Origin of the sequence: Microcoleus sp. K1-B1 (genome assembly GCF_036704705.1) — a bacterium.
Classification (GTDB): Bacteria; Cyanobacteriota; Cyanobacteriia; order Cyanobacteriales; family Microcoleaceae; genus Microcoleus.
Genome location: NZ_JAUBSH010000013.1, coordinates 51,037 through 71,526, shown reverse-complemented (window position 1 = coordinate 71,526; position 20,490 = coordinate 51,037). Strand labels below are relative to the sequence as shown.

At 46.2% G+C, this 20,490-nt stretch carries 15 protein-coding genes; 13 read left to right on the top strand and 2 right to left on the bottom strand.

Annotated features, from left to right (window positions below):
* Window positions 1–37 precede the first annotated feature (37 nt).
* Window positions 38–169, bottom strand: coding sequence for a hypothetical protein (locus QUA83_RS07295; RefSeq protein WP_333292334.1), 132 nt, complete (start codon window positions 167–169; stop codon window positions 38–40).
* Window positions 170–404: 235 nt separating this feature from the next.
* On the opposite strand from QUA83_RS07295, the gene QUA83_RS07290 reads away from it, so the two are divergent.
* The 12 genes from QUA83_RS07290 (at window position 405) to QUA83_RS07235 (ending at window position 17,575) form a co-directional block, all read left to right on the top strand.
* The gene (locus QUA83_RS07290; RefSeq protein WP_333292333.1) at window positions 405–1,769 is read left to right on the top strand and encodes a DUF4912 domain-containing protein; all 1,365 of its coding nucleotides are present in this window, start codon (window positions 405–407) and stop codon (window positions 1,767–1,769) included.
* Window positions 1,770–2,315: 546 nt separating this feature from the next.
* Entirely contained in the window at window positions 2,316–3,632 is a 1,317-nt protein-coding gene (locus QUA83_RS07285; protein WP_333292332.1) for an ABC transporter substrate-binding protein, read from the top strand.
* A 182-nt stretch (window positions 3,633–3,814) separates the two neighbouring features.
* Window positions 3,815–4,723, top strand: coding sequence for a sugar ABC transporter permease (locus tag QUA83_RS07280; protein WP_333292364.1), 909 nt, complete (start codon window positions 3,815–3,817; stop codon window positions 4,721–4,723).
* Between the two features lie 71 nt (window positions 4,724–4,794).
* Window positions 4,795–5,658 (top strand): carbohydrate ABC transporter permease, encoded by an 864-nt coding sequence (locus tag QUA83_RS07275; protein ID WP_333292331.1) that lies wholly within the window; start codon window positions 4,795–4,797, stop codon window positions 5,656–5,658.
* A 118-nt stretch (window positions 5,659–5,776) separates the two neighbouring features.
* Window positions 5,777–6,859 (top strand): ABC transporter ATP-binding protein, encoded by a 1,083-nt coding sequence (locus QUA83_RS07270; RefSeq protein ID WP_333292330.1) that lies wholly within the window; start codon window positions 5,777–5,779, stop codon window positions 6,857–6,859.
* Between the two features lie 333 nt (window positions 6,860–7,192).
* Window positions 7,193–7,540 (top strand): hypothetical protein, encoded by a 348-nt coding sequence (locus QUA83_RS07265; protein WP_333292329.1) that lies wholly within the window; start codon window positions 7,193–7,195, stop codon window positions 7,538–7,540.
* 484 nt (window positions 7,541–8,024) lie between these two features.
* Window positions 8,025–8,462, top strand: coding sequence for a DUF3574 domain-containing protein (locus QUA83_RS07260; protein WP_333292328.1), 438 nt, complete (start codon window positions 8,025–8,027; stop codon window positions 8,460–8,462).
* A gap of 162 nt (window positions 8,463–8,624) precedes the next feature.
* The gene (locus QUA83_RS07255; RefSeq protein WP_333292327.1) at window positions 8,625–8,828 is read left to right on the top strand and encodes a hypothetical protein; all 204 of its coding nucleotides are present in this window, start codon (window positions 8,625–8,627) and stop codon (window positions 8,826–8,828) included.
* Between the two features lie 337 nt (window positions 8,829–9,165).
* Window positions 9,166–9,678 carry a hypothetical protein gene (locus tag QUA83_RS07250; protein WP_333292326.1) on the top strand — a complete coding sequence of 171 codons (513 nt, stop codon included), beginning with the start codon at window positions 9,166–9,168 and terminating at the stop codon, window positions 9,676–9,678.
* 282 nt (window positions 9,679–9,960) lie between these two features.
* Window positions 9,961–11,994, top strand: a complete 2,034-nt coding sequence (locus QUA83_RS07245) for an ABC transporter ATP-binding protein (RefSeq protein WP_333292325.1) — start codon at window positions 9,961–9,963, stop codon at window positions 11,992–11,994.
* Between the two features lie 643 nt (window positions 11,995–12,637).
* Window positions 12,638–16,069, top strand: coding sequence for a PAS domain S-box protein (locus QUA83_RS07240; RefSeq protein ID WP_333292324.1), 3,432 nt, complete (start codon window positions 12,638–12,640; stop codon window positions 16,067–16,069).
* 207 nt (window positions 16,070–16,276) lie between these two features.
* Window positions 16,277–17,575 carry a cytochrome P450 gene (locus QUA83_RS07235; protein WP_333292323.1) on the top strand — a complete coding sequence of 433 codons (1,299 nt, stop codon included), beginning with the start codon at window positions 16,277–16,279 and terminating at the stop codon, window positions 17,573–17,575.
* A 308-nt stretch (window positions 17,576–17,883) separates the two neighbouring features.
* Here the strand turns inward: QUA83_RS07235 and QUA83_RS07230 are convergent, their stop codons facing one another.
* Window positions 17,884–18,489: a chorismate lyase gene (locus QUA83_RS07230; protein ID WP_333292322.1), complete on the bottom strand. Its 606-nt coding sequence runs from the start codon at window positions 18,487–18,489 to the stop codon at window positions 17,884–17,886.
* Window positions 18,490–18,702: 213 nt separating this feature from the next.
* Between QUA83_RS07230 and QUA83_RS07225 the strand changes: the two genes are divergently transcribed.
* Complete coding sequence (locus tag QUA83_RS07225; RefSeq protein ID WP_333292321.1) at window positions 18,703–20,322, top strand: NAD(P)/FAD-dependent oxidoreductase; 1,620 nt, start codon at window positions 18,703–18,705, stop codon at window positions 20,320–20,322.
* Window positions 20,323–20,490 lie beyond the last annotated feature (168 nt).

Genomic DNA, 20,490 nt, shown 5'->3' with positions numbered 1-20,490 from the left:
AAAGACCCCTTGACCCGATCGCAAGTTGTCTGCAACATTAAGTCATGACAAAGCGATCCCAAAGAAATGCTTCGATTAAGCAGCCCTGGGAGTCGAATAGCGCGTGTGCTGCCAGCACAGCGTTGCTAGCAGCACCGATCGCACTCAAAAAATCGATCTTGTCAATCAAGAATCGACAGAAAAGTTTTATTTAGATCGGACGGTGCGCGCAGAAGCCAAGAAGTCAAAACCCCCGATCGCACGGGGAAAAGACAAGCTAAAAACAAGCAAGGCTTCAAAGGTTGGAGAGATTTGGAAGCTCGATAATATGTAGATTTAAAAGAGTTTCTAACTCAAAAAGTCAACACATTTGTGTTGAAACGAAAAATCTAACCCGCCATCCTAAATTAGTGGAGAACCAACTCATGGCAAAAGAACGCCCACCATTAGAAGAGATGACTTTGCGACAACTCCGCAGAGTTGCTAGCGAATGTGGAGTCTCTCGCTACAGCCGGATGCGGAAATCGCAACTCCTGGCATCAATTCAAGAAATTCAGCGCACCAAATTTTCCTACAGCCCATCTCGCAAATTAGAGGCACAAGAAGCAGTGGAAGCAGCAAAGTTTGAACTCGGTCAAGAAGATAGAACAGGCGGTTCTTTGTCGTCTGTAGATGAAGGTTTAGCAGATTTGCCCAACGGCTACGGCGAAAGCCGGGTTGTTTTAATGCCCCGCGACCCAGAATGGGCCTACACTTACTGGGACATTCCCAACGATCGCAAAGAAGAATTGCGTCGCCAAGGAGGACAGCAACTCGCCCTGCGGATCTACGACGTTACAGATGTTAACCTCGACACTCAAAGCCCGCACAGTATTCAAGAATATCCCTGCGACGAATTGGCGCGGGAATGGTATGTGCCAATCCCCGTGAGCGATCGGGACTACGCGATCGACATTGGCTACCGCTGTGCAGATGGCCGCTGGCTGGTATTAGCTCGATCGGCAGAAGTCCGCGTTCCTCCCGTCTATCCCAGCGACTGGATTGAAGATCAATTCATCACCCTCGACTGGGAAGAAGACTTGCAAGGCAAAACCTTCGCCGAACTGGTTCCTCCGGCCAAGAAAATGGCACAAGCAGCCAATGGCTTCGGTTACAGCACCGAAAACGCTATCTACGAACAAATCTTCGGCATGGCAGAATCTGCCGAATCCCTGCGGGTAGCGGGTTCTATTTTCGGTTCCATGCAGCACGTCGCCGGTTCCGTCCAGCAAGTCGGCATTCACGAACAAGCTCTCAGTTCCTACGTGTTCCCCTCCGGCGTCGGAATGTGGGCGGCTCCCACCATGTCCGGCCTCACCGCGTCGGGTGTCGGTATGTCCGGCCTCACCGCGTCGGGTGTCGGTATGTCCGGCCTCACCATGTCGGGTGTCGGTATGTCAGGTCTCACGATGTCCGGTTTCGGTATGTCGGGTGTCGGTATGTCGGGAGTTGGCTTCGCCGCCCCGATGCGCCCCCGCCAGTTCTGGTTAGTTGCTGATGCCGAACTGATCGTCTACGGCGCCACCGAACCCGACGCTACCGTCTACGTAGGCGGACAGCCGATTAAACTCAATCCGGACGGCACTTTCCGCTTCCAGATGTCCTTCCAAGACGGCTTAATCGACTATCCGATTTTTGCAGTAGCAGCAGACGGCGAACAAAACCGCGCCATCCACTTGAAATTCAACCGCGAAACTCCCGAACGGCGCACCAATACCAAGCAGGATGCTGTTGTGGAATGGTTGGGCTAATCGCAAAGGTCGATCGAGCGGCGACAGATAATGCAGGTTTGTGCCAATTTTTGAACCATCACAAGGCATAGCCTCAGCCGAGCCTGATTTGTTAAGGTTAATCCCAGACAACAACCCATAACACCCCCTATACACCGTTCTCCTGTTTTGAGGAGCGGTGTTTTTTGTATTTAGAAGGAAGAAGGAAGAAGGAAGAAGGAAGAAGGAAGAATTATTTATTTAAATGTTCTCAATAGACTTGAATTGCATAAATCTTTGATTGAAGGATCAACCGCAGATGACAGGCAGATAAATACAGATAAACGCAGATAATCTCAAGATAGTTGATGATTTTTGTAATAGGTTTAATATCTATCTGTAGATAGATGTTGATTTAACTTGCCATCTAATCAATTAAATCAAAATTTGCACTTTCCACTCAAGCATTATTAAGTAAGCTAAAGTTTACTTAAATTTTTATTGCACAAACTCGCTAAATGCAGCGAAACAAAAGAAAGCGAGTTATGAGAGAAACAAGGCGATCGCACCGCCATTTCTCAAAAGCAAATGCAAAAAATAAATTCCCCGCAGCAACGAAGCCAGAAGCGTCCCCGTCTTTTAGCCTTATTCGCTGCCACATTAGCCGCCGTCTTGCTGTTATTTATTCTGCCGGCACTGACTCAACAGCCAGTCGTGCTCACCATGTTAATGCAAGGTCAAGACCTTGTTAACTGGAAACCCTTTGTCAAAGAATTTGAACAGAAAAACCCCGACATTCGCATCAACCTCATAGAAGGGCCTTTTGACAGCAACCTCATAGAAAATCTTTACACATCTGCCTTTCTTTTAGGCGAATCGCCCTACGACATCATCAACATGGATATTGTCTGGGTTCCCAAATTTGCAGCCGCAGGTTGGGTAAGCGATTTGACAGACAGAATTCCCCCCGAACAACTATCAAAATTTATCCAAGGTAACGTCGAAGGCGGGCGGTATCGGGGCAAACTTTACCGAATTCCCCACGCTTCCGATGCCGGAATGCTTTATTACCGCAAAGACATTTTAGAACAAGCGAAAATTCCAGCCCCGAAAACCTTTGAAGAGATGGTAAAAATCTCTCAAAACTTGCAGAAACAGGGAAAAGCAACTTGGGGTTATCTGTGGCAAGGTAAACAATACGAGGGAGTCTCTGCGATGTTTGTCGAGGTACTCTCCGGTTTCGGCGGCTTCTGGGCTAACCCGCAAACTTTTGAAGTTGGGTTAGATAAACCGGAGGCAATTAAAGCAGTGGAATTTCTCAAAAATACGATCGCCTCTGGCATTTCTCCTCCGGGTGTCACCACCTACGGCGAAGAAGAAACCAGGCTGTTGTTTCAAAACGGCAAAGCACTATTTTTGCGAAACTGGCCGTATGTTTGGAAGCTGGCAAATGCCGAAGGATCGAATGTTAGAGGCAAAATTGCGATCGAGCCAATGCTCAGCAGTACGGGTAAAACAGGCGGTTCCTGCTTGGGCGGCTGGGGTTGGGGAATTGCCAAAACCTCAAAACATCCAGAACAAGCGTGGAAAGCAATTCAGTATCTTACCAGCGAGGAAACCCAACGCAAATTTATTTTACAAACCGGTTTAGTTCCCAGTTACAAATCCCTATTTACCAACAAAGAAATAGTCGCCAAATATCCCCACTATCCGCAACTGCTAAAAGTAGTGGAACGGTCAGCTTTGCGCCCGCCCCTGGCACAATACGCTCAAGCTTCTGATATTTTGCAGCGTTATTTGAGTTCAGCTTTTACCGGGAGAATGAGTGCAGAACAAGCAATGAAAGCAGCAGCTAGCGAAACTCGTAATTTATTAGGCAGTTTGAAACAACCCCAAGCTTCGTAAATTAGACATCTTGCCTCTGTCAGAAACAGGCAAGATGCCTGTTCCACAAAGAGTTAGAAACAGGCAAGATGCCTGTTCCACAAAGAGTTAGAAACAGGCAAGATGCCTGTTCCACAAAGAGTGAAGTTTTCATTGTGGGGTGGGCATCTTGCCCGCCCAAAAATAAATTAAAGGTGAACAATATGCAATTAGACAAGATGCGACAGCGCGAACAAAAAACCGGATGGATATTGGTAGCACCAGCTTTGATAATTCTGATGCTAGTATTTGCTTACCCAATATTGCGCGCTTTTTGGCTGAGTTTATTCACCCAAAACCTCGGTACTGAATTAAAACTGGTTTTTTCCGGTTTTGCTAACTACAGTCGAATGTTAGGTGACGGGCGTTTCTGGCAAACTTTAGCCAACACCACAGTATTTACAGTCGCCTCTGTTGTGCTGGAATTAATTATCGGTATGGGCATTGCCTTAGTCTTAAATCAATCCTTCGCAGGGCGCGGCATCGTGCGGACGATTTCCCTGCTACCTTGGGCACTACCGACTGCATTGATGGGAGTAGCTTGGGCGTGGATTTTCAACGACCAATACGGCGTAATTAACGATGTTTTGATGCGTTTGGGATTGATTCAAAATAGCATTAGCTGGTTGGGAGATCCGACTTTGGCTATGATGGCAGTGATTACAGCGGATGTGTGGAAAACTACGCCATTCGTCAGCTTGCTTTTGCTAGCAGGATTGCAATCAATTCCCGGTGATTTGTACGAAGCCCACGCGATTGACGGCGCGAGTAGCTGGCAGAGTTTCCGTCAAGTTACCCTGCCCCTGCTGATGCCGCAGATTGTGATTGCTTTGCTGTTTCGATTTGCCCAATCTTTCGGCATTTTTGACTTGATTCAGGTGATGACGGGAGGGGGGCCGGCGGGGGCAACAGAGACGGTTTCTATCTACATTTACAGCACGGTAATGAGGTATTTAGACTTTGGGTACGGGGCGGCTTTGGTGGTGTGTACTTTTTTGATGTTAGTGGCAGCAGTTGCGATCGCCGCTTACCTGTTATCGAGAGCCCGCACCAATGCAGCCGGAGGAAACTAAGACGATTTTAGATTGGGGATTTTAGATTTGAGATAACCCACAGTTGCACATTTATTTGATTGGTATAAAGTATGTCGATCGCCCGCGAACAACCTAGCAAAAAAACCTTTAACATCCGGCAATTAATCTTGCCAATCTCAGCGATATTAATCGTCGCATATTTTCTCGCACCCATTATCTGGCAAGTGTTAACTTCTTTCAAAGTAAATGCGGATATTTCAGCGATTCCGAACGTCTACATTCCCAAACGAATTACTTTCGAGCATTACCTGTCGCTCTTCCAGCGCCGCCCGTTTGCACTTTACATTTTAAATAGCGCTTTTGTTTCCATTACTTCAACATTGCTGTGTTTAGCAGTAGGCGCTCCCGCAGCTTACGCTTTAGCCCGGTTGCGGCTGTGGAGCGAGAGAATCATCCTGGCAACTGTGACGATTGTGACGCTATTTCCGGCGGTGCTGCTATTTTTGGGACTGCTGGAAATTGTCAAAGCTTTGGATTTAGGAAATAATTATTTAGCATTAATTATTCCTTACACCGCCATCAATCTGCCGCTGACAATTTTGGTAATGCGGAGTTTCTTTCAACAGTTGCCAAAAGATTTGGAAGATGCCGCTAAAGTTGACGGCTACAACACTTTTCAAATGCTGTGGCAAATCGTACTACCGATGACATTTCCCGCGTTAGTCACAACGGGAATTTTAACATTTATTTCAGCTTGGAACGAGTTTATATTTGCACTAACATTTATGACTCGCGAATCTCTAAAAACAATCCCCGTTGCCACGGCTCAACTCAGCGGGGTGTCAGTATTTGAGATTCCTTACGGCCCGATCGCCGCAGCGACCGTTTTGGGAACTTTGCCCTTGGTTTTGCTGGTTTTGGTGTTCCAGCGGCGCATCGTTCAAGGTTTAACTGCGGGGGCTGTAAAAGGATAAATCGATTTTAGATTTTAGATTTTAGATTTTAGATTGAACTGGTTCCTGGGTTCTGGCTGGGAACGAGTCAAACAACACAGTCAACAGTCAACAGTCAACAGTCAACACTTTAAAAATCATGGCAAAATTGCAACTAAAAAACCTCAATAAAACCTACAGCCCTAAAGTTGTTCCCGTAAAAGACATTAGTTTGGATGTCAGCGAAGGGGAATTTCTGACTTTGTTGGGGCCGTCGGGGTGTGGCAAATCTACGACGCTGCGGTTAATTGCAGGGTTAGAACAGCCGACTAGAGGCGAGATTAGAATTGGCGATCGCAATGTCACTTATCTCAGACCGGGCGATCGCGATATTGCAATGGTTTTTCAAAGTTACGCGCTGTATCCGCACATGACAGTATACGAGAATATGGCATCGAGCCTCAAACTTCGCAAAATCTCCTCCAGCGAAATCAACCGATTAGTGACAGAAGTTGCAGCATCCCTCGGATTGACGGAATTAATCGATCGCAAACCCGGAAAACTATCAGGCGGACAGCGGCAGCGAGTGGCCCTCGGCCGCGCATTAGTGCGCCAACCGGAAGTATTTTTGCTCGACGAACCTTTGAGCAATCTCGACGCATTATTACGGGAAAAAGTTAGGGCCGAACTCAAACAATTATTTTCCTCCCAAAAAGCTCCTGTAGTGTACGTCACTCACGACCAAACCGAAGCAATGACGCTTTCTACAAAAGTCGCAGTTCTCAACAGCGGCAGCGTGCAGCAGCTCGATCCGCCACACTTAATTTATACCCGTCCTGCCAATCAATTTGTGGCTGGTTTTGTGGGCAGCCCGCAAATGAATTTGCTCGTGCTTAAATGCCAGGGCAATTTTGCGATTTTGGGCGATTTTCGAGTTCGACTACCAGATATGCCGACTGTGCCGCCAGAAATTGTGTTGGGAATTCGCCCGGAACACGTCGGCTTTGCAGATGCAGAGGCCGGCAAGATAGCGACCCCAGAGGCAATTAAAGGTGAGGTTTATTTAGTGGAAAACTTGGGAATGCAAAATTTAGTTAGCGTCCGAGTTAAAGGTTTGGAGTCAGTAACGGTGCGGGCTTTGCTGCCAAATGACCGCCACTGGAATTCCGAAATTGTAGAGCTGGTTTTTCCGTCTCAGTTGCTGCACTGGTTTGACGTAAAAACGGGCGATCGCTTGCAATAAGAATTTGCCCTGCAGAGCATGATTGATTAAAAATTGTCTAACCATGTGTATAAAAATATGTTTTTTGCTTCTAACTAAGTTATGACTTTAGTTAGAGGTAGAACTATTTTGCTGCTGTTAACGTGATATTCATGTGTGAAAAAGCTAGTTGGCTGACACATAGGTTGCGTGTTTACCAGATTTTATCGCTAACCTATAACTCTATTTAGGTGGTCGATCGCAAGTTAAAGCTAAGTTGGCTTTACCTCGCATTAGCTGCTAATTTTGGAGCGAGTCAATTAGATGAAAAAATGTTGAAAATTATCACCAATCAACTTAGGGAGTATTACTGAGATGAATTTGATTTCCACAGCCATTGCTCGCATCAGTTCCCTGCTTAAGGGCTTTCAAATCAAGAGTTTTTTGAGTGTTGTCCTAGTCGGTTTTCTGGTGCTGACAACCACTGTTGATTCGGGACGCACTAACAAAGGTTTTGGCACGCAAGCCAGCTCAAAGTCTGAGCTCAACAATCCTGAAAGACCCCAAACAACCCGGGAATGGAGGCAAGAAGCTCGCGAAACCTCTGACTCTCCCGGCGAACGAGCTCAGAAGATTGGGCAAGAAGCAGGAGCTGCCGTGAAAGAAATGGGGGAGATGTATCAAGACACTGCTAAGAGAAGTATCCGCGAATTAAAGGATTAGTAGCTCCACCTAAAAAAATATAACACTGAGAAACCTGATTGCTTTTGGGGCGCAGCCAAGAGTGCTGGCCCTTCCGGGTTTCTGAACACCTGAAAAGTTTGACGTTTAAATAGGTTGAGCTACTTAATAAGCTGTCGCGAATTTAAATTGTATATTCAGGGCGGGCGGGACGCCCAACCCCTACTCCCCCACAAGAATTGGATTTTTTTTGACTTACAATTTAAAGGCCGCAACAGCTTACGACAGACGCAATCAAGTAGGCGATCCTAAATAAACTAGAACAGATCCTCAAAAACCCAGTTTCCCCTGAGAAACTGGGTTTTTGAGTTGGAAGTATTTTATGTTAACTTAAATCAAATTCGCGTTAAAAACCCGTTGCTCAGACTTGGTGGTTAAAACTGAGATATTGCAGCATTCTCAATCAGCATTTCAAGGGCACGCTAGAAACAACGTCCCACAATATAGAATTTCCGCGTAAGTCCTGATGAATAAACATCTTAACAGTCTTTGCTTGACCGGCCTGCTGTTCATCCTGCCTGTTTGTCCTGCGACAATTGCCCGCGCTCAACTGCCCGAAACTTCCGAGACTAATGCCAAGCAAACAAATCTCCTCAAAGATGAACTGTATTTTGGCTTAACAAAACCGGGAGGCGAGACAATTTCTGAATCAGAATGGCAGGAGTTTGTCAAGGCAGTTATTACCCCTCGCTTTCGGGAAGGGCTAACCGTATTAGACGGCTCCGGGCAGTTTCTCAACAGTTCGGGAATTCTGATTAAAGAAAATTCTAAAATAGTTATTTTAATTTATGAAAGTAGTCCGGAAAAAAATCAAGCTATTCATGAAATTATCGAAACTTACAAGCGCACTTTCCAGCAAGAGTCAGTGCTGCGGGCAACCAGCGAAGTTAAGGTTTCTTTCTGATGTGGTCATCCAATCAGCGTATTTATGATATTATTCGTGGTAATCAAGGTCATATCCTCAAAGATACGTAGGGTGCGGGTGCAAGAAAAATCATAATTTGTGGGTATCGATCGCAGACTGCAAAAAATCGCTAGAAAAACCTGCCCGGGAGAAAACAAAAACATGATGAACGACGGCAACCAAAAAGCTGAAGCGCCTGAAAGCGAGGATGCACAAAATTTGTCCGGCATGGCGAAAGCTTTTCTTGTGAGCGTGGCTTGGTCTTACGCAGAGGCATTGGAACGCATGAAACGATCGCAAAATCCACAGCAACCCGCGCCGGCATCTCCGACAGAACAAGTCGAACCCGATACTGAAAAAAATTAATGACAGACTATTAATGCGATCGATTTGCCAAACTATCTGTGCGATCGAACGCAATAGTCAATTAGCTGTTTTGAGTTAAGAAAAATTAACTCAAAACAGCGAACTGTGCAGCTTAAGCCGGATTTGTATTGGATTTTACAATAAAAAAAACTGAAAGCCTCGTGACCCTTCAACAAGCTCAGGAAAAGCTTTAGTCCGGGGATGACAACTGCGTTGCAGGTTTGAACCTCAACCTATATCTATCCATTATCTATCCATCAAAGGGATTTAAACTAAACAAAGTACGGTTTTACCGCTACAGTGTACAAAACAAATAACCAATTTTTAGATCGGTCTCATGTCTAATTCAAAAATGATTGGTAAAGCGATCGCAGGTAGCCTTTGCTTGGGCATCCTCATTAGCTTCAACGCCTCACTCGGCCCAGCATCCGCAGCAACACCAACAATTGCCCAAGAAACAGCAGCCCCGGCCGCTAGCACCCTCGACCAGCAACTCCTGGGCCAATGGCAAGGCACAGTCCCCTCCGGTGAGTCTTTCACCTTCGTCTTTGCCCCAGAAGGCAAATTGTTTCTCATGGCTAAAGGCCCCGACGGAGCCGCCCGCGCCAAAGAAATGAGGTACAAAGTTAATCAGGGTGAAAAACCGATGCACATTGATGTCGGCCTCAGCAGCACAGAAACTGTTGAGACTGTTTTTGAATTGACTCCCGAAGGTCAAATGCGGCTTCAGTTGCAAGGCACTAATCCCGGACAGGCCAGACCTAATTCCTTAAACGAGCAGGCAACTGTGTTTAAAAAGGTCTCCGAGGCCACTGCACTGCCTGCTGACACTCAAGTCATCGGTTTTTAAGGAAAATTACTCACAGGCAGAAGGCACTTATCGCAATTGTCAATTGAGTGAGGTACTGATTGGGATTTTCGATTTTTGATTTTCGATTTTCGATTCGGGAATTGGTAAGAAAGCCGGCGAGTACCTCACCTGATTGATAGCCGCTATAACTAGCTCTGAGTTTTCAGATTGCCACGCTTCGCGAGGAACGAAGCAATCTTAAAACTTTCCCCGTGCCTTCTGCCTTCCACAGGCCCTGCTACAATCCACTTAATCTCCCTTTAATTTTTGCCATAGACTTCCATGAGTGAAACCGTCCTAGAAGTTCGCAACCTGCGGGTTCAATTTCAATCTGCGGACGCAGGCGATGCGTCTGCAACCGTCAAAGCGGTTGACGACATTTCCTTTGAGGTCAAGCGAGGGCAAACTCTGGGCATCGTGGGAGAGTCGGGGTCGGGAAAATCGGTAACATCCCTGGCTGTTATGGGTTTGCTGTCGAGTTCGTCAACCAAAATCGATGGCGAAATTTGGTTTTCTCCGACAAAAGACGGCGTTAGCAATGGGCCTGTGAATCTGCTGGAAATGCCCGACAGGGAAAAACAAACATACCGGGGCAGCCAGATTGCGACGATTTTTCAAGAGCCGATGAGTTCGCTAAATCCTGTTTATACGATCGGATTTCAACTCACAGAAGCCATTTGTTTGCACCAACAGGTGTCGCAGACAGAAGCGCGGCGCCAAGCTGCTTCTCTGCTACAAGAGGTGAAGCTGCTACCGGGCGACGATGAGCTCAGGCAGCGGTGTTTGGCTTTGCGGCAAGAGCACTCCCGGACTGCTGCGGGGAATCAAGCAGTTATGGAGGACGATCGCGATTTGATGCAGCTCGTCAACGGCCAAAAACAAGCTATGCTCGATCGCTATCCCCACGAACTATCAGGCGGTCAAATCCAGCGCGTGATGATTGCAATGGCCATTTCTTGCAATCCCACTCTATTAATTGCTGATGAACCTACCACGGCTTTGGACGTAACCGTGCAGGCAACAATCTTAGCTTTGCTGCGCGAGTTGCGCGACTCTAGAGGCATGGCAATGATTTTTATTACCCACGATTTGGGCGTCATTGCTGAAATTGGCGATACGGTGGCGGTGATGTACCGAGGCAAGATTGTTGAGTGCGGTGCGATCGAACAAATTTTCAGCAATCCCCAACATCCTTACACAAAAGGTCTGTTAGCTTGCCGCCCAACTCTCGATCGGCAACTGCGCCGCTTGCCGACAGTTTCCGATTTTATGGATGTCACCACAAATGCTAGCGGCGAATTAGTAATTGTCGAGAAAAATGCCGATTTAGACGGCGACAACAGCGGGGGAAATTCCGCTTTTGCAACAGGAAAACCGCCTCGGTTGCCGCATATTTCTGGCCCTTTGCTAGCTGTTGATAACTTGCGCGTCGGTTTTCCGGTGCAGGGGATGTTTGGCGAAACCAAACGCTTATTTATGGCGGTAAACGATATTTCTTTTGAGGTTTATCCGGGCGAGACTTTGGGTTTGGTGGGCGAGTCTGGGTGTGGCAAATCTACTTTGGCGAGGGCTTTGCTGCAATTAATTCCGATCGCCAGCGGTAAAGTGTTTTTTGAAGGTCAAGAAATTACGCCTCCTGCGAAAAGTAGTTCGGCATCGCAGTGGATGGCTAATTATCGGATGCAAAAAGAGTACGATCGCAAATTGCGGTGGCTGCGGCGCGATCTGCAAATTATTTTTCAAGACCCTTTTAGTTCTCTCGATCCGCGCCTAAATGTTGGGGATGCGGTGATGGAACCGATGGTGATTCACCGCTTTGGTAAGAACCACAAAGAACAGCGCGATCGCGCGGCTTATTTGTTAGATAGAGTGGGTTTAAATCCCGATTTTATGCGGCGCTACCCTCACGAGTTTTCGGGCGGACAGCGGCAGCGAATTTGTATTGCTAGAGCTTTGGCTTTGAATCCTAAGTTTATTATTTGCGATGAGTCGGTTTCGGCATTAGATGTGTCGGTGCAGGCGCAAGTTTTAAATTTGCTGAAGGAGTTGCAAACAGAGTTTGGACTGACTTATATTTTTATTTCTCACGATTTGAGCGTGGTCAAGTTTATGAGCGATCGCGCGATCGTGATGAACAAAGGTAAAATCGAGGAAATTGGCACTGCTGAGCGCATTTACCGCCAACCGCAGCAAGCTTACACGCGGCAACTCATAGCTTCTATTCCTGCGGGGAATTTGGAGCGAATTCGGCAACAGCAACTAGGTCGCCAAGCTGCTTGGCCCCCATCGCCTGCGGATGAATCAGAACAAAATTGATATTTAGTGTTTTTAACTCGTATCAAGTACCAATTGCCTGTGACCAATTACCACCAATTACTAATTAGCCATTACGGGCGAACATCTCCTACAAGGAAAAACTGCTATGAAGTTTTTTTTCCTTTTATCATCACAAATTAGCAGTTTATATTTATTTTAACTTCATAAGTTATGCTCAAATTAAACCTGCTTGAACTTGACTAATATTCCGGGGTTTTTAACCCACCGCCAGGGCGCTCCACGCAGTATTTTCCTACATCAAACCCAGTTATTTCTAGACGCAAAAACTGCCGTATAACACGCTACTATAACGCGGTAAGCAGCTTCATGTGCAGCCTAGATAATTAGGTTCTGCGTCTAGGACTAGCTAAATTAGGCCAAATGTCCAATGACTAACAACAATATATCGCGTAGTATTATAAGTAAACTCTCTCTGAGTCGCAAAAATTAGCAAATGCGTACCCCAGCTAAAAAGAGATTGGTGGCTACTTCCGTAAATACACTTAATTATCTCCTCGTTTTGGGTACATTTACCCAATGATCCAATATTAGAGCTCGCAAAGTAGGAAATATTTATAATATTTAAACATCTTTATTGTAATTTTTAAATCAGCACAACTCACAGTAACTCTAGAGTAAAAGAATGAAACATTCAGTTCAACTAGAAGAATCTAAAACCACTAAAGTGGTGAAATTCCTGCAAGTGTTGTGGACAAAAATTACGGGATCATTTACCACAATACAAAAACCAGAATCTAGAAAGCAGTATGAAAAAAAAATCAGCGTAGCGACGATCGCCCCTGGCAGTATATTCTCAATTTTGATAATTGTACTGCTGGTGTTAAATGGGTGGCTCGTAGCTGGCAGCGGCGATAATTTCTATGCCCGCCAAGTCGCCCTGGGATTTTTGGGAATAGTAAATATTGTCTTTTTGGCGGTATCGGCGGGCTCAAAAGCTTCTGCTGTCGCAGCCCAAAACGATCGCCCATCCAGCGAACCCGACGGGGGCGATCGCTTTTTTAGTCTCTCGCTAGATTTGCTGTGCGTCATTAGTTTTGACGGTTATTTAAAACGTATCAACCCAGCAGCAGAAAAAATCCTCGGCTATTCTCCAGCAGAAATGGTGGGCCAACTCTTCATTGAATTCGTGCATCCAGACGATCGTGAAGCTACTTTAAAAGAAGCTGAAAGTATTGCTGCGGGGAATAATACCGTTGGGTTTGAAAACCGCTGGCGCTGTCGAAACGGTTCTTACAGGTGGATAGCCTGGACTGCTACGGGTTTCTACGAGGAAGAATTGATGTATGGTGTCGGCCGCGACATTACCGAGCGCAAACAAGCAGAAGCAGCGCTGCAAGAGAGTCAGCGTTTTGTTGAGCGAATTGCCAATACCAGTCCGAATCTTCTCTTTGTTTACGATGAAAGCGAGCAGCGAAATGTCTACAGCAATCGCGAAATCACTGACACCCTCGGCTATACGAGGGCAGAAGTTGAAAACATGGGCAGCAATCTACTGCCCACCATCATCCACCCTGACGACTTAGCTAAATTTCCCGGCTATTTTCAGCAATTAGAAAATGCTCCCGACGGCGAAGTTATTGAGTACGAATATCGGGTACGCGACAAACAGAATTGTTGGCACTGGTTAGTCAGCCGGAATATTGTATTTAGCAGAACAGAGGACGGAAAAATTAAGCAGCGTCTCGGTGCTGCTACCGACATTACACAACGCAAAATAGCAGAACAAGCTTTAGCAGAACAATTGAAACTTTCTTTATTCACAGCAGATGTGGGAATTGTTCTAACTCAAAACCAGAGTTTGCGTACAACTTTGCAATATTGCGCCGATGCAGTTGTGCGCCATTTGGATGTTGCCTTTGCTCGGATTTGGACGTTGAATGAAGACGGAAATGTATTGCAACTGCAAGCAAGCGCGGGGATATATACTCATATTGACGGCGCTCACAGCCGCATTGCTGTCGGCGAGTTCAAGATTGGTTTAATCGCCCTGGAGCGACAACCTCACATCACTAATTCTGTGCAAGAAGATCCCCGAATCCAGGACAAAAAATGGGCGGCGCGTGAAGGAATGGTGGCTTTTGCTGGATATCCGCTAATTGTTGACAATCAGTTGCTGGGAGTAATCGCGATGTTTGCTCGCCAGGAGTTGAACGAATCAACGCTGATTGCTTTGGCCTCAAGTGCCGATACGATCGCCCTGGGAATTAAACGCAAACAAACAGAAGAAGCTCTCGCCAGACAAAAGCAAACTTTGAGGGCAATTATTGACAACGCTCCGATCTGGGTATGGCTGACAAATGCTAGCGGGCGGATGTTATTAATTAACAAAACTTTCTGCGAAGATGTGGGTATTTCCGAATCAAGATTTTTAGCAGCCTCTCACTATTCCGAAGTTTTGGGATTAGAAGCATCTGCTAAGTGCATGGAATCTGACGCGCAAGCGTGGAGCCAAGATGTTCCCTGTTATGCTGAAGAAGTGATGCAGCTTGCTGATGGTAAAGAACATTATTTGGAGACAATTAAAACTAAGGTCAAAGATGATTCTGGTAACGCGATCGGCTTAATCGGTTTGGGTTTGGACGTTACAAAACAAAAAGAATCTCAAAGACAGTTGCAAAAGTCAGAAGCGAGATTCCGCAAATTAGCGGAGCAGGAAGCGCTGCTGAACCAGCTAGCTAGCAATATCCGCGAATCTCTAGATTTAGATACTATTTTGGCAACAACTGTGCAGCAGATTCGCGACTTGCTGCAAGTTGATCGCTGTGTGTTTATCTGGTATTTGCCCGACGCTTCGCCACCAGCTTGGAATGTCGTCCACGAAGCTAAGAATGATGACTTATTCTCGCTTTTGGGTTATTTTCCTGCTGACATAACGGGTATGCTGCCGCGAAAAATCGCTAATTTGGAAGTTTATCAAATAGATGATGTTGCAACTGTCAGCGATCCCGTAGAACAAAAATTCTTTTTGGAGGTTGGTTGCAAGTCTGTCTTGGATTTGCCGATTAAAAGTGCGGGGGGTCTAACTGGTGTTGTTGGCTGCATTTCTTGCAGCGAGGTGCGTAAGTGGACAAAAGAGGAAGTGGAGTTAATGGAGGCAATTGGCGATCAATTGGCGATCGCCATCAGTCAATCTGAACTTTACACTAAAAGCGTCGATTCAGCTCGGATAGCGCAAGAACAAGCTGCCAAACTCGAAGTAACTCTGTGCGAACTTAAGCTTGCTCAAACTCAGCTCGTGCAGGCAGAAAAAATGTCGAGTCTCGGTCAGATGGTAGCAGGAATCGCCCACGAAATCAATAACCCCGTCAGCTTTATCTTCGGCAATCTTACCTACACAGAAGAATACGCCAGAAACCTGATGAAACTGGTGCAAATGTATCGAGATGAATACCCGGAACCTTCTCCAGCGATTCAGGAGGAAATAGAAGTTTTAGAGCTGGATTTTGTGCTAGACGACTTGCCGAAAATGCTGTCTTCTATGCAGGTGGGAGCCACTCGCATCCGGGATATCGTGCGGAGTTTACGGAATTTCTCTCGCCTCGATGAATCTGACATGAAAAAAGTTAACATTCACGAAGGCATCGACAGCACATTGATGATTTTAGAACACCGTTTGAAAGTTCAGCCCGTTAAAGTAGCGGCTACGGAGTACCATCGCCCAGCTATTCAAATCATTAAAGAATACGGAAAATTGCCACGGGTGGAGTGCTACGCCGGACTATTGAATCAGGTGTTTATGAATATTATTGCTAACGCTATTGACGTGTTACAAGAACCGCTAGAAAATCCGGGAATTATCCGCATTCGTACAGAGGTAGAAGGTCCTCTCGCTGTGATTAGAATTGCTGATAACGGTGCAGGTATCACCGATCAAGTCAAGCAACGGATATTTGACCCCTTCTATACTACCAAACGGATTGGTTCAGGAACGGGGATGGGTTTAGCGATTTCCCATTCAATTATTGTAGAAAAACATAAAGGTGAAATCAAGTGCTTCTCGGTGGTGGGGAAAGGTACTGAATTTATAATCGAGATTCCAATTAAAAGGACATAAAATTAAATTGGTTTGTCGGGAAAACTACTAAGGTACGTCAGTTGGAAAAACCACAATTTTTTGTACCAACCTGAAGACTGACGCATCCTACAGGCTACAAACAGAGAAAAGTTAATTTACCAGAAATTTGTCTGCTGCGTATTGCCCACCCTTCAACTAAAATTGATATGATATTAAAAATCTAAAATCTAAACTCTAAAATCTAAAATGGCCTTACCTCCCGGCAGTTTCGGTTTACCCCTAATTGGCGATACCCTCAACTTTTTGCAAGATTCCCAATTCGCCAAAAAACGCCACCAGCAGTACGGGCCCCTTTTCAAAACCAGCATTTTCGGAAAGCCTACCGTGTTTATGTGTGGCCAAGAGGCTAATTTGTTTGTTTTAAGCAATGACAACCAATATTTTGTTGTGACTTGGCCTCCCAGCACGAGAGCGCTTTTAGGGCCGCTTTCCTTGGCGTTGCAAACGGGTACTAACCACCAAAATCGGCGCAAGTTGCTGTACCAAGCGTTTCAGCCACGAGCTTTGGTCGGCTACATCGGCGCGATGGAAAATATCACTCAGCGCTATTTGGAAAAATGGGCAAAAATGGAAACGCTGACTTGGTATCCTGAACTGAGAAATTATACTTTTGATGTTGCGGGTAAGTTGTTAGTTGGGATTGATAATGGTTCGGAAACGGCGCTTGGTCATTATTTTGAAACTTTTGCAGAGGGCTTATTTTCTATCCCTTGGGATTTGCCTTTTACTCAGTTTGGCAAAGCTAAAAATGGCAGGAAGTTACTGTTGGCAGAACTTGAAAAGATTATTCGCGATCGCCAACAAGGAACCCCTAGTGGCAATGATGCTTTGAGTTTGCTGATTTCGGCTCGCGATGACGAGGGAAATAGTTTGAGTTTGGAGGATTTGAAAGATCAAGTGCTGTTGCTGCTGTTTGCGGGACACGAAACTTTAACTTCGGCGCTCATCTCTTTTTGCCTTCTCCTAGCTCAAAATCCCGATGTGATAGCAAAAGTGCGGGCAGAACAGCAGCAGTTCCCCGCAACTGAACCCCTAACATTGGAACAACTCAAACAAATGACCTATTTAGAACAGGTGCTGCGAGAAGTGCTGCGTTTAATTCCACCGGTGAGAGGTGTTTTTCGGACAGTAATTAATGCTTGTGAGTTCGGCGGCTATGAAATTCCTAAAGGTTGGAACGTGGTTTCTGGGATTAATCAAACCCATCAGGATAGTCAACTTTATCCTGAACCCGATCGATTCGACCCCGATCGATTTAGCTCGGAGCGATCGGCTAAACCTTTCAGCTACGTGCCATTTGGCGGGGGTTTGCGAGAATGTTTGGGCAAAGAATTTGCCCGGTTAGAAATGAAGTTGTTTGCGGCAAAGATTGTTCGGGAGTTTGAATGGGAACTGTTACCGGATCAAGATTTGAATTTGATCGCACTACCGGCTCCGCATCCCCGCGACGGTTTGCGAGTAAAATTTCGTCGGAACTATTCTTAAGAACAGGCTTTCCGGCCTGTTCCACAGGGAGCATCTCAACTTTTGCAGCTAAGCTAGAAATTGGAGTTTTGAGGCAGGAGGCAGAAGGCAGGAGGCAGGAGGCAAGAGTCAGAAGAAAGCAGCCATAAGAAGTGTTTTTACAAATATGAGATGCTCCCGTTCCACAATAGTAAATGTTCTTGTGGGGTGGGCTTCTAGCCCGCCCAGAAAGCCACAAGATGCCTGTTCCACAATAGGTAAATGTTCTTGTGGGGTGGGCTTCTAGCCCGCCCAGAAAGCCTTATTTATAATGGTGCAAGATCTCAGTCTCAATCAACATCCAATTGCATCGGCCCCAGATACTTAGTTAAATAAGGAGAAAAAACCTCATAAATCAGCGTCAATGGCTTCCCGTGATGCCAAAACAAATAGTGTCGCCCCCAAAAAGGCCCCGACTGTTCAAAAGCTGACTCCAAAGCAGCCGAATTACCGCAATAAATGCCCTGCACATCGCGATACAATTCTGTCCGCAGCCTCGCTAAACTAGCCCAAATTGGCAAAGATTTATTTTGCAAATATTCGTCTACATGACTCGCTTCCCACCAAGAAGTCGCATAGGCCAAGCGCTGTCCCGAAGCAGTCCGCAGCCACACTTGGCGGCGCAGGCGCGGCCCTGGAACGGCGACAATTTGCTGGGGCGCCCCGTCTGCGTCTTCACCCACTAAAGACATATCGATGACATCAACTTCTGTGGGTTCCCCTGTCAGCAGTTGCAGATGACGGGTGGGGGAACCGTCACCCAGAAGCAGTATTTGCCACGCCGGCGCGAGCTTGGTGTGGGGCAAACCCTTCTGTACTGCGTCTTCGGCTCCTTGCCACAGGGGGTTGAGAGCGTGCCAGGTGCGGCTGTTTTTGGGTGTAAATGTTGCAGTCAAGGGTCTTTACAAAACTTAATTTTTTATTTATTATAACGCTTCTGCAATTATCCACTCAAAAATCAAAAATTGCTCGACCGAGGACGATCGCCCATAGGATGTCCAGTGAAATAGTTATAATACTTTTGTTCGGGATTTTTATTCTTCCTTCTTCCTTCTTCCTTCTTCCTTCTTCCTTCTTCCTTCTTCCTTCTTCCTTCTCCCTTCCACTATATGTTACGAATAACTGAAATAAAACTCCCCCTAGATCATCTTCAAGATGCGATCGCCAGTGCGATTCTCAAAAAGCTGCAAATTCCCCCCGAAGAATTGCTCGGCTATTCCATCTTCAAGCGCAGTTACGATGCTCGTAAAAAAGCAGAAATCCTCCTTGTCTATATTGTGGATGTAGAGACGACACAGGAAAAGCAACTTTTGGCGCGCTTCAAAAAAGACCCTCATGTGATGGTGACGCCAGACACGAGTTATCGCTTTGTAGCGCAAGCCCCCAGTAATTTGACGATTCGCCCCATTGTGATTGGTACAGGGCCGTGCGGGATGTTTGCAGGGCTGATGCTGGCACAAATGGGGTTTCGTCCCATCCTTTTAGAACGCGGAAAAGCAGTGCGCGATCGCACAGTTGACACGTTTGGATTTTGGAAGAAAAAAGCAGAATTCAACCCAGAATCTAACGCTCAGTTTGGCGAAGGTGGTGCGGGTACTTTTTCCGATGGCAAACTCTACAGCCAAGTTAAAGATCCTCAACATTATGGGCGGAAGGTGTTGACGGAACTTGTGAATGCAGGAGCTTCACCAGAAATTTTATATATTAATAAACCGCATATTGGCACGTTCAAACTGGTGGGAATTGTCCAAAGTCTTCGCGCCCAAATTGAAGCATTAGGCGGAGAAATTCGGTTTCAAAGTCGTGTAGAAGATATCCACATCGAAAAGGGAAAAGTGCAGGGACTTACCCTCGCCAGTGGAGAATATATTGCTAGTAATTATATAGTTCTGGCGGTGGGACACAGCGCCCGCGATACTTTTGAAATGTTGTTTTCGCGCGGGGTTTACATCGAGGCCAAACCTTTTTCTATTGGTTTTCGGGTGGAACATCCCCAAACTATCATCGATCGCTGTCGTTTTGGCGATCGGGCGGGCCATAAGCTTTTGGGCGCCGCCGATTACAAACTGGTTCACCATTGCCAAAACGGTCGTTCTGTCTATAGTTTCTGTATGTGTCCCGGTGGTTTGGTAGTGGCGGCTGCGTCCGAACCGGGGCGAGTTGTCACTAATGGAATGAGTCAATATTCTCGCAATGAACGCAATGCTAACAGCGGGATTGTGGTGGGTATCACGCCGGAGGATTATCCCGGTCATCCCTTAGCAGGAATTGAGTTTCAACGTCGCCTAGAAGAACGGGCATTTGAGTTAGGAGGTGGCACTTACAACGCCCCTGGGCAGCTTGTGGGGGATTTTTTGGCAAATCGCCCTTCCACGGCGCTAGGCAGTGTGCAGCCGTCTTATACGCCGGGAGTTGTGATGACTGATTTGAGCGAAAGTTTGCCCGATTATGCGATCGCAGCTATCCGCGAAGCACTTCCGGCTTTTGACAAACAGATTAAAGGATTTGCGATGGAGGATGCGGTTTTGACTGGGGTGGAAACGCGCACTTCTTCACCGATTCGGATTAAACGCAAGGAAGATTATCAGAGTTTGAATACAGAAGGTCTTTATCCTGCTGGGGAAGGTGCAGGATATGCGGGTGGAATTTTGTCGGCGGGTATTGATGGGATTAAGGTGGCGGAGGCGGTTGCTTTGAGTATTTTGCAATCTTCAAACCACAAAATTTGAGGCTGGATTTGAGGATTTTTAGATGATATCATTTCCGGTTACACCGGAATGATGTTGACGGTTGACGGTTGACGGTTGACAGTGAACAGTCAACCGTCAACAGTGAACTCGAATTTACTATTCCGATGCTAACGAATTTGATATAATTTGAAGATTGCCGTCAACAGT

What these genes read in the sequence shown, in the direction of transcription:
- QUA83_RS07290 (WP_333292333.1), top strand. Translation starts at nt 405, where the DNA reads ATGGCAAAAGAACGCCCACCATTAGAAGAGATGACTTTGCGACAACTC.
- QUA83_RS07285 (WP_333292332.1), top strand. Translation starts at nt 2,316, where the DNA reads ATGCAAAAAATAAATTCCCCGCAGCAACGAAGCCAGAAGCGTCCCCGT.
- QUA83_RS07280 (WP_333292364.1), top strand. Translation starts at nt 3,815, where the DNA reads ATGCAATTAGACAAGATGCGACAGCGCGAACAAAAAACCGGATGGATA.
- QUA83_RS07275 (WP_333292331.1), top strand. Translation starts at nt 4,795, where the DNA reads ATGTCGATCGCCCGCGAACAACCTAGCAAAAAAACCTTTAACATCCGG.
- QUA83_RS07270 (WP_333292330.1), top strand. Translation starts at nt 5,777, where the DNA reads ATGGCAAAATTGCAACTAAAAAACCTCAATAAAACCTACAGCCCTAAA.
- QUA83_RS07265 (WP_333292329.1), top strand. Translation starts at nt 7,193, where the DNA reads ATGAATTTGATTTCCACAGCCATTGCTCGCATCAGTTCCCTGCTTAAG.
- QUA83_RS07260 (WP_333292328.1), top strand. Translation starts at nt 8,025, where the DNA reads ATGAATAAACATCTTAACAGTCTTTGCTTGACCGGCCTGCTGTTCATC.
- QUA83_RS07255 (WP_333292327.1), top strand. Translation starts at nt 8,625, where the DNA reads ATGATGAACGACGGCAACCAAAAAGCTGAAGCGCCTGAAAGCGAGGAT.
- QUA83_RS07250 (WP_333292326.1), top strand. Translation starts at nt 9,166, where the DNA reads ATGTCTAATTCAAAAATGATTGGTAAAGCGATCGCAGGTAGCCTTTGC.
- QUA83_RS07245 (WP_333292325.1), top strand. Translation starts at nt 9,961, where the DNA reads ATGAGTGAAACCGTCCTAGAAGTTCGCAACCTGCGGGTTCAATTTCAA.
- QUA83_RS07240 (WP_333292324.1), top strand. Translation starts at nt 12,638, where the DNA reads ATGAAACATTCAGTTCAACTAGAAGAATCTAAAACCACTAAAGTGGTG.
- QUA83_RS07235 (WP_333292323.1), top strand. Translation starts at nt 16,277, where the DNA reads ATGGCCTTACCTCCCGGCAGTTTCGGTTTACCCCTAATTGGCGATACC.
- QUA83_RS07225 (WP_333292321.1), top strand. Translation starts at nt 18,703, where the DNA reads ATGTTACGAATAACTGAAATAAAACTCCCCCTAGATCATCTTCAAGAT.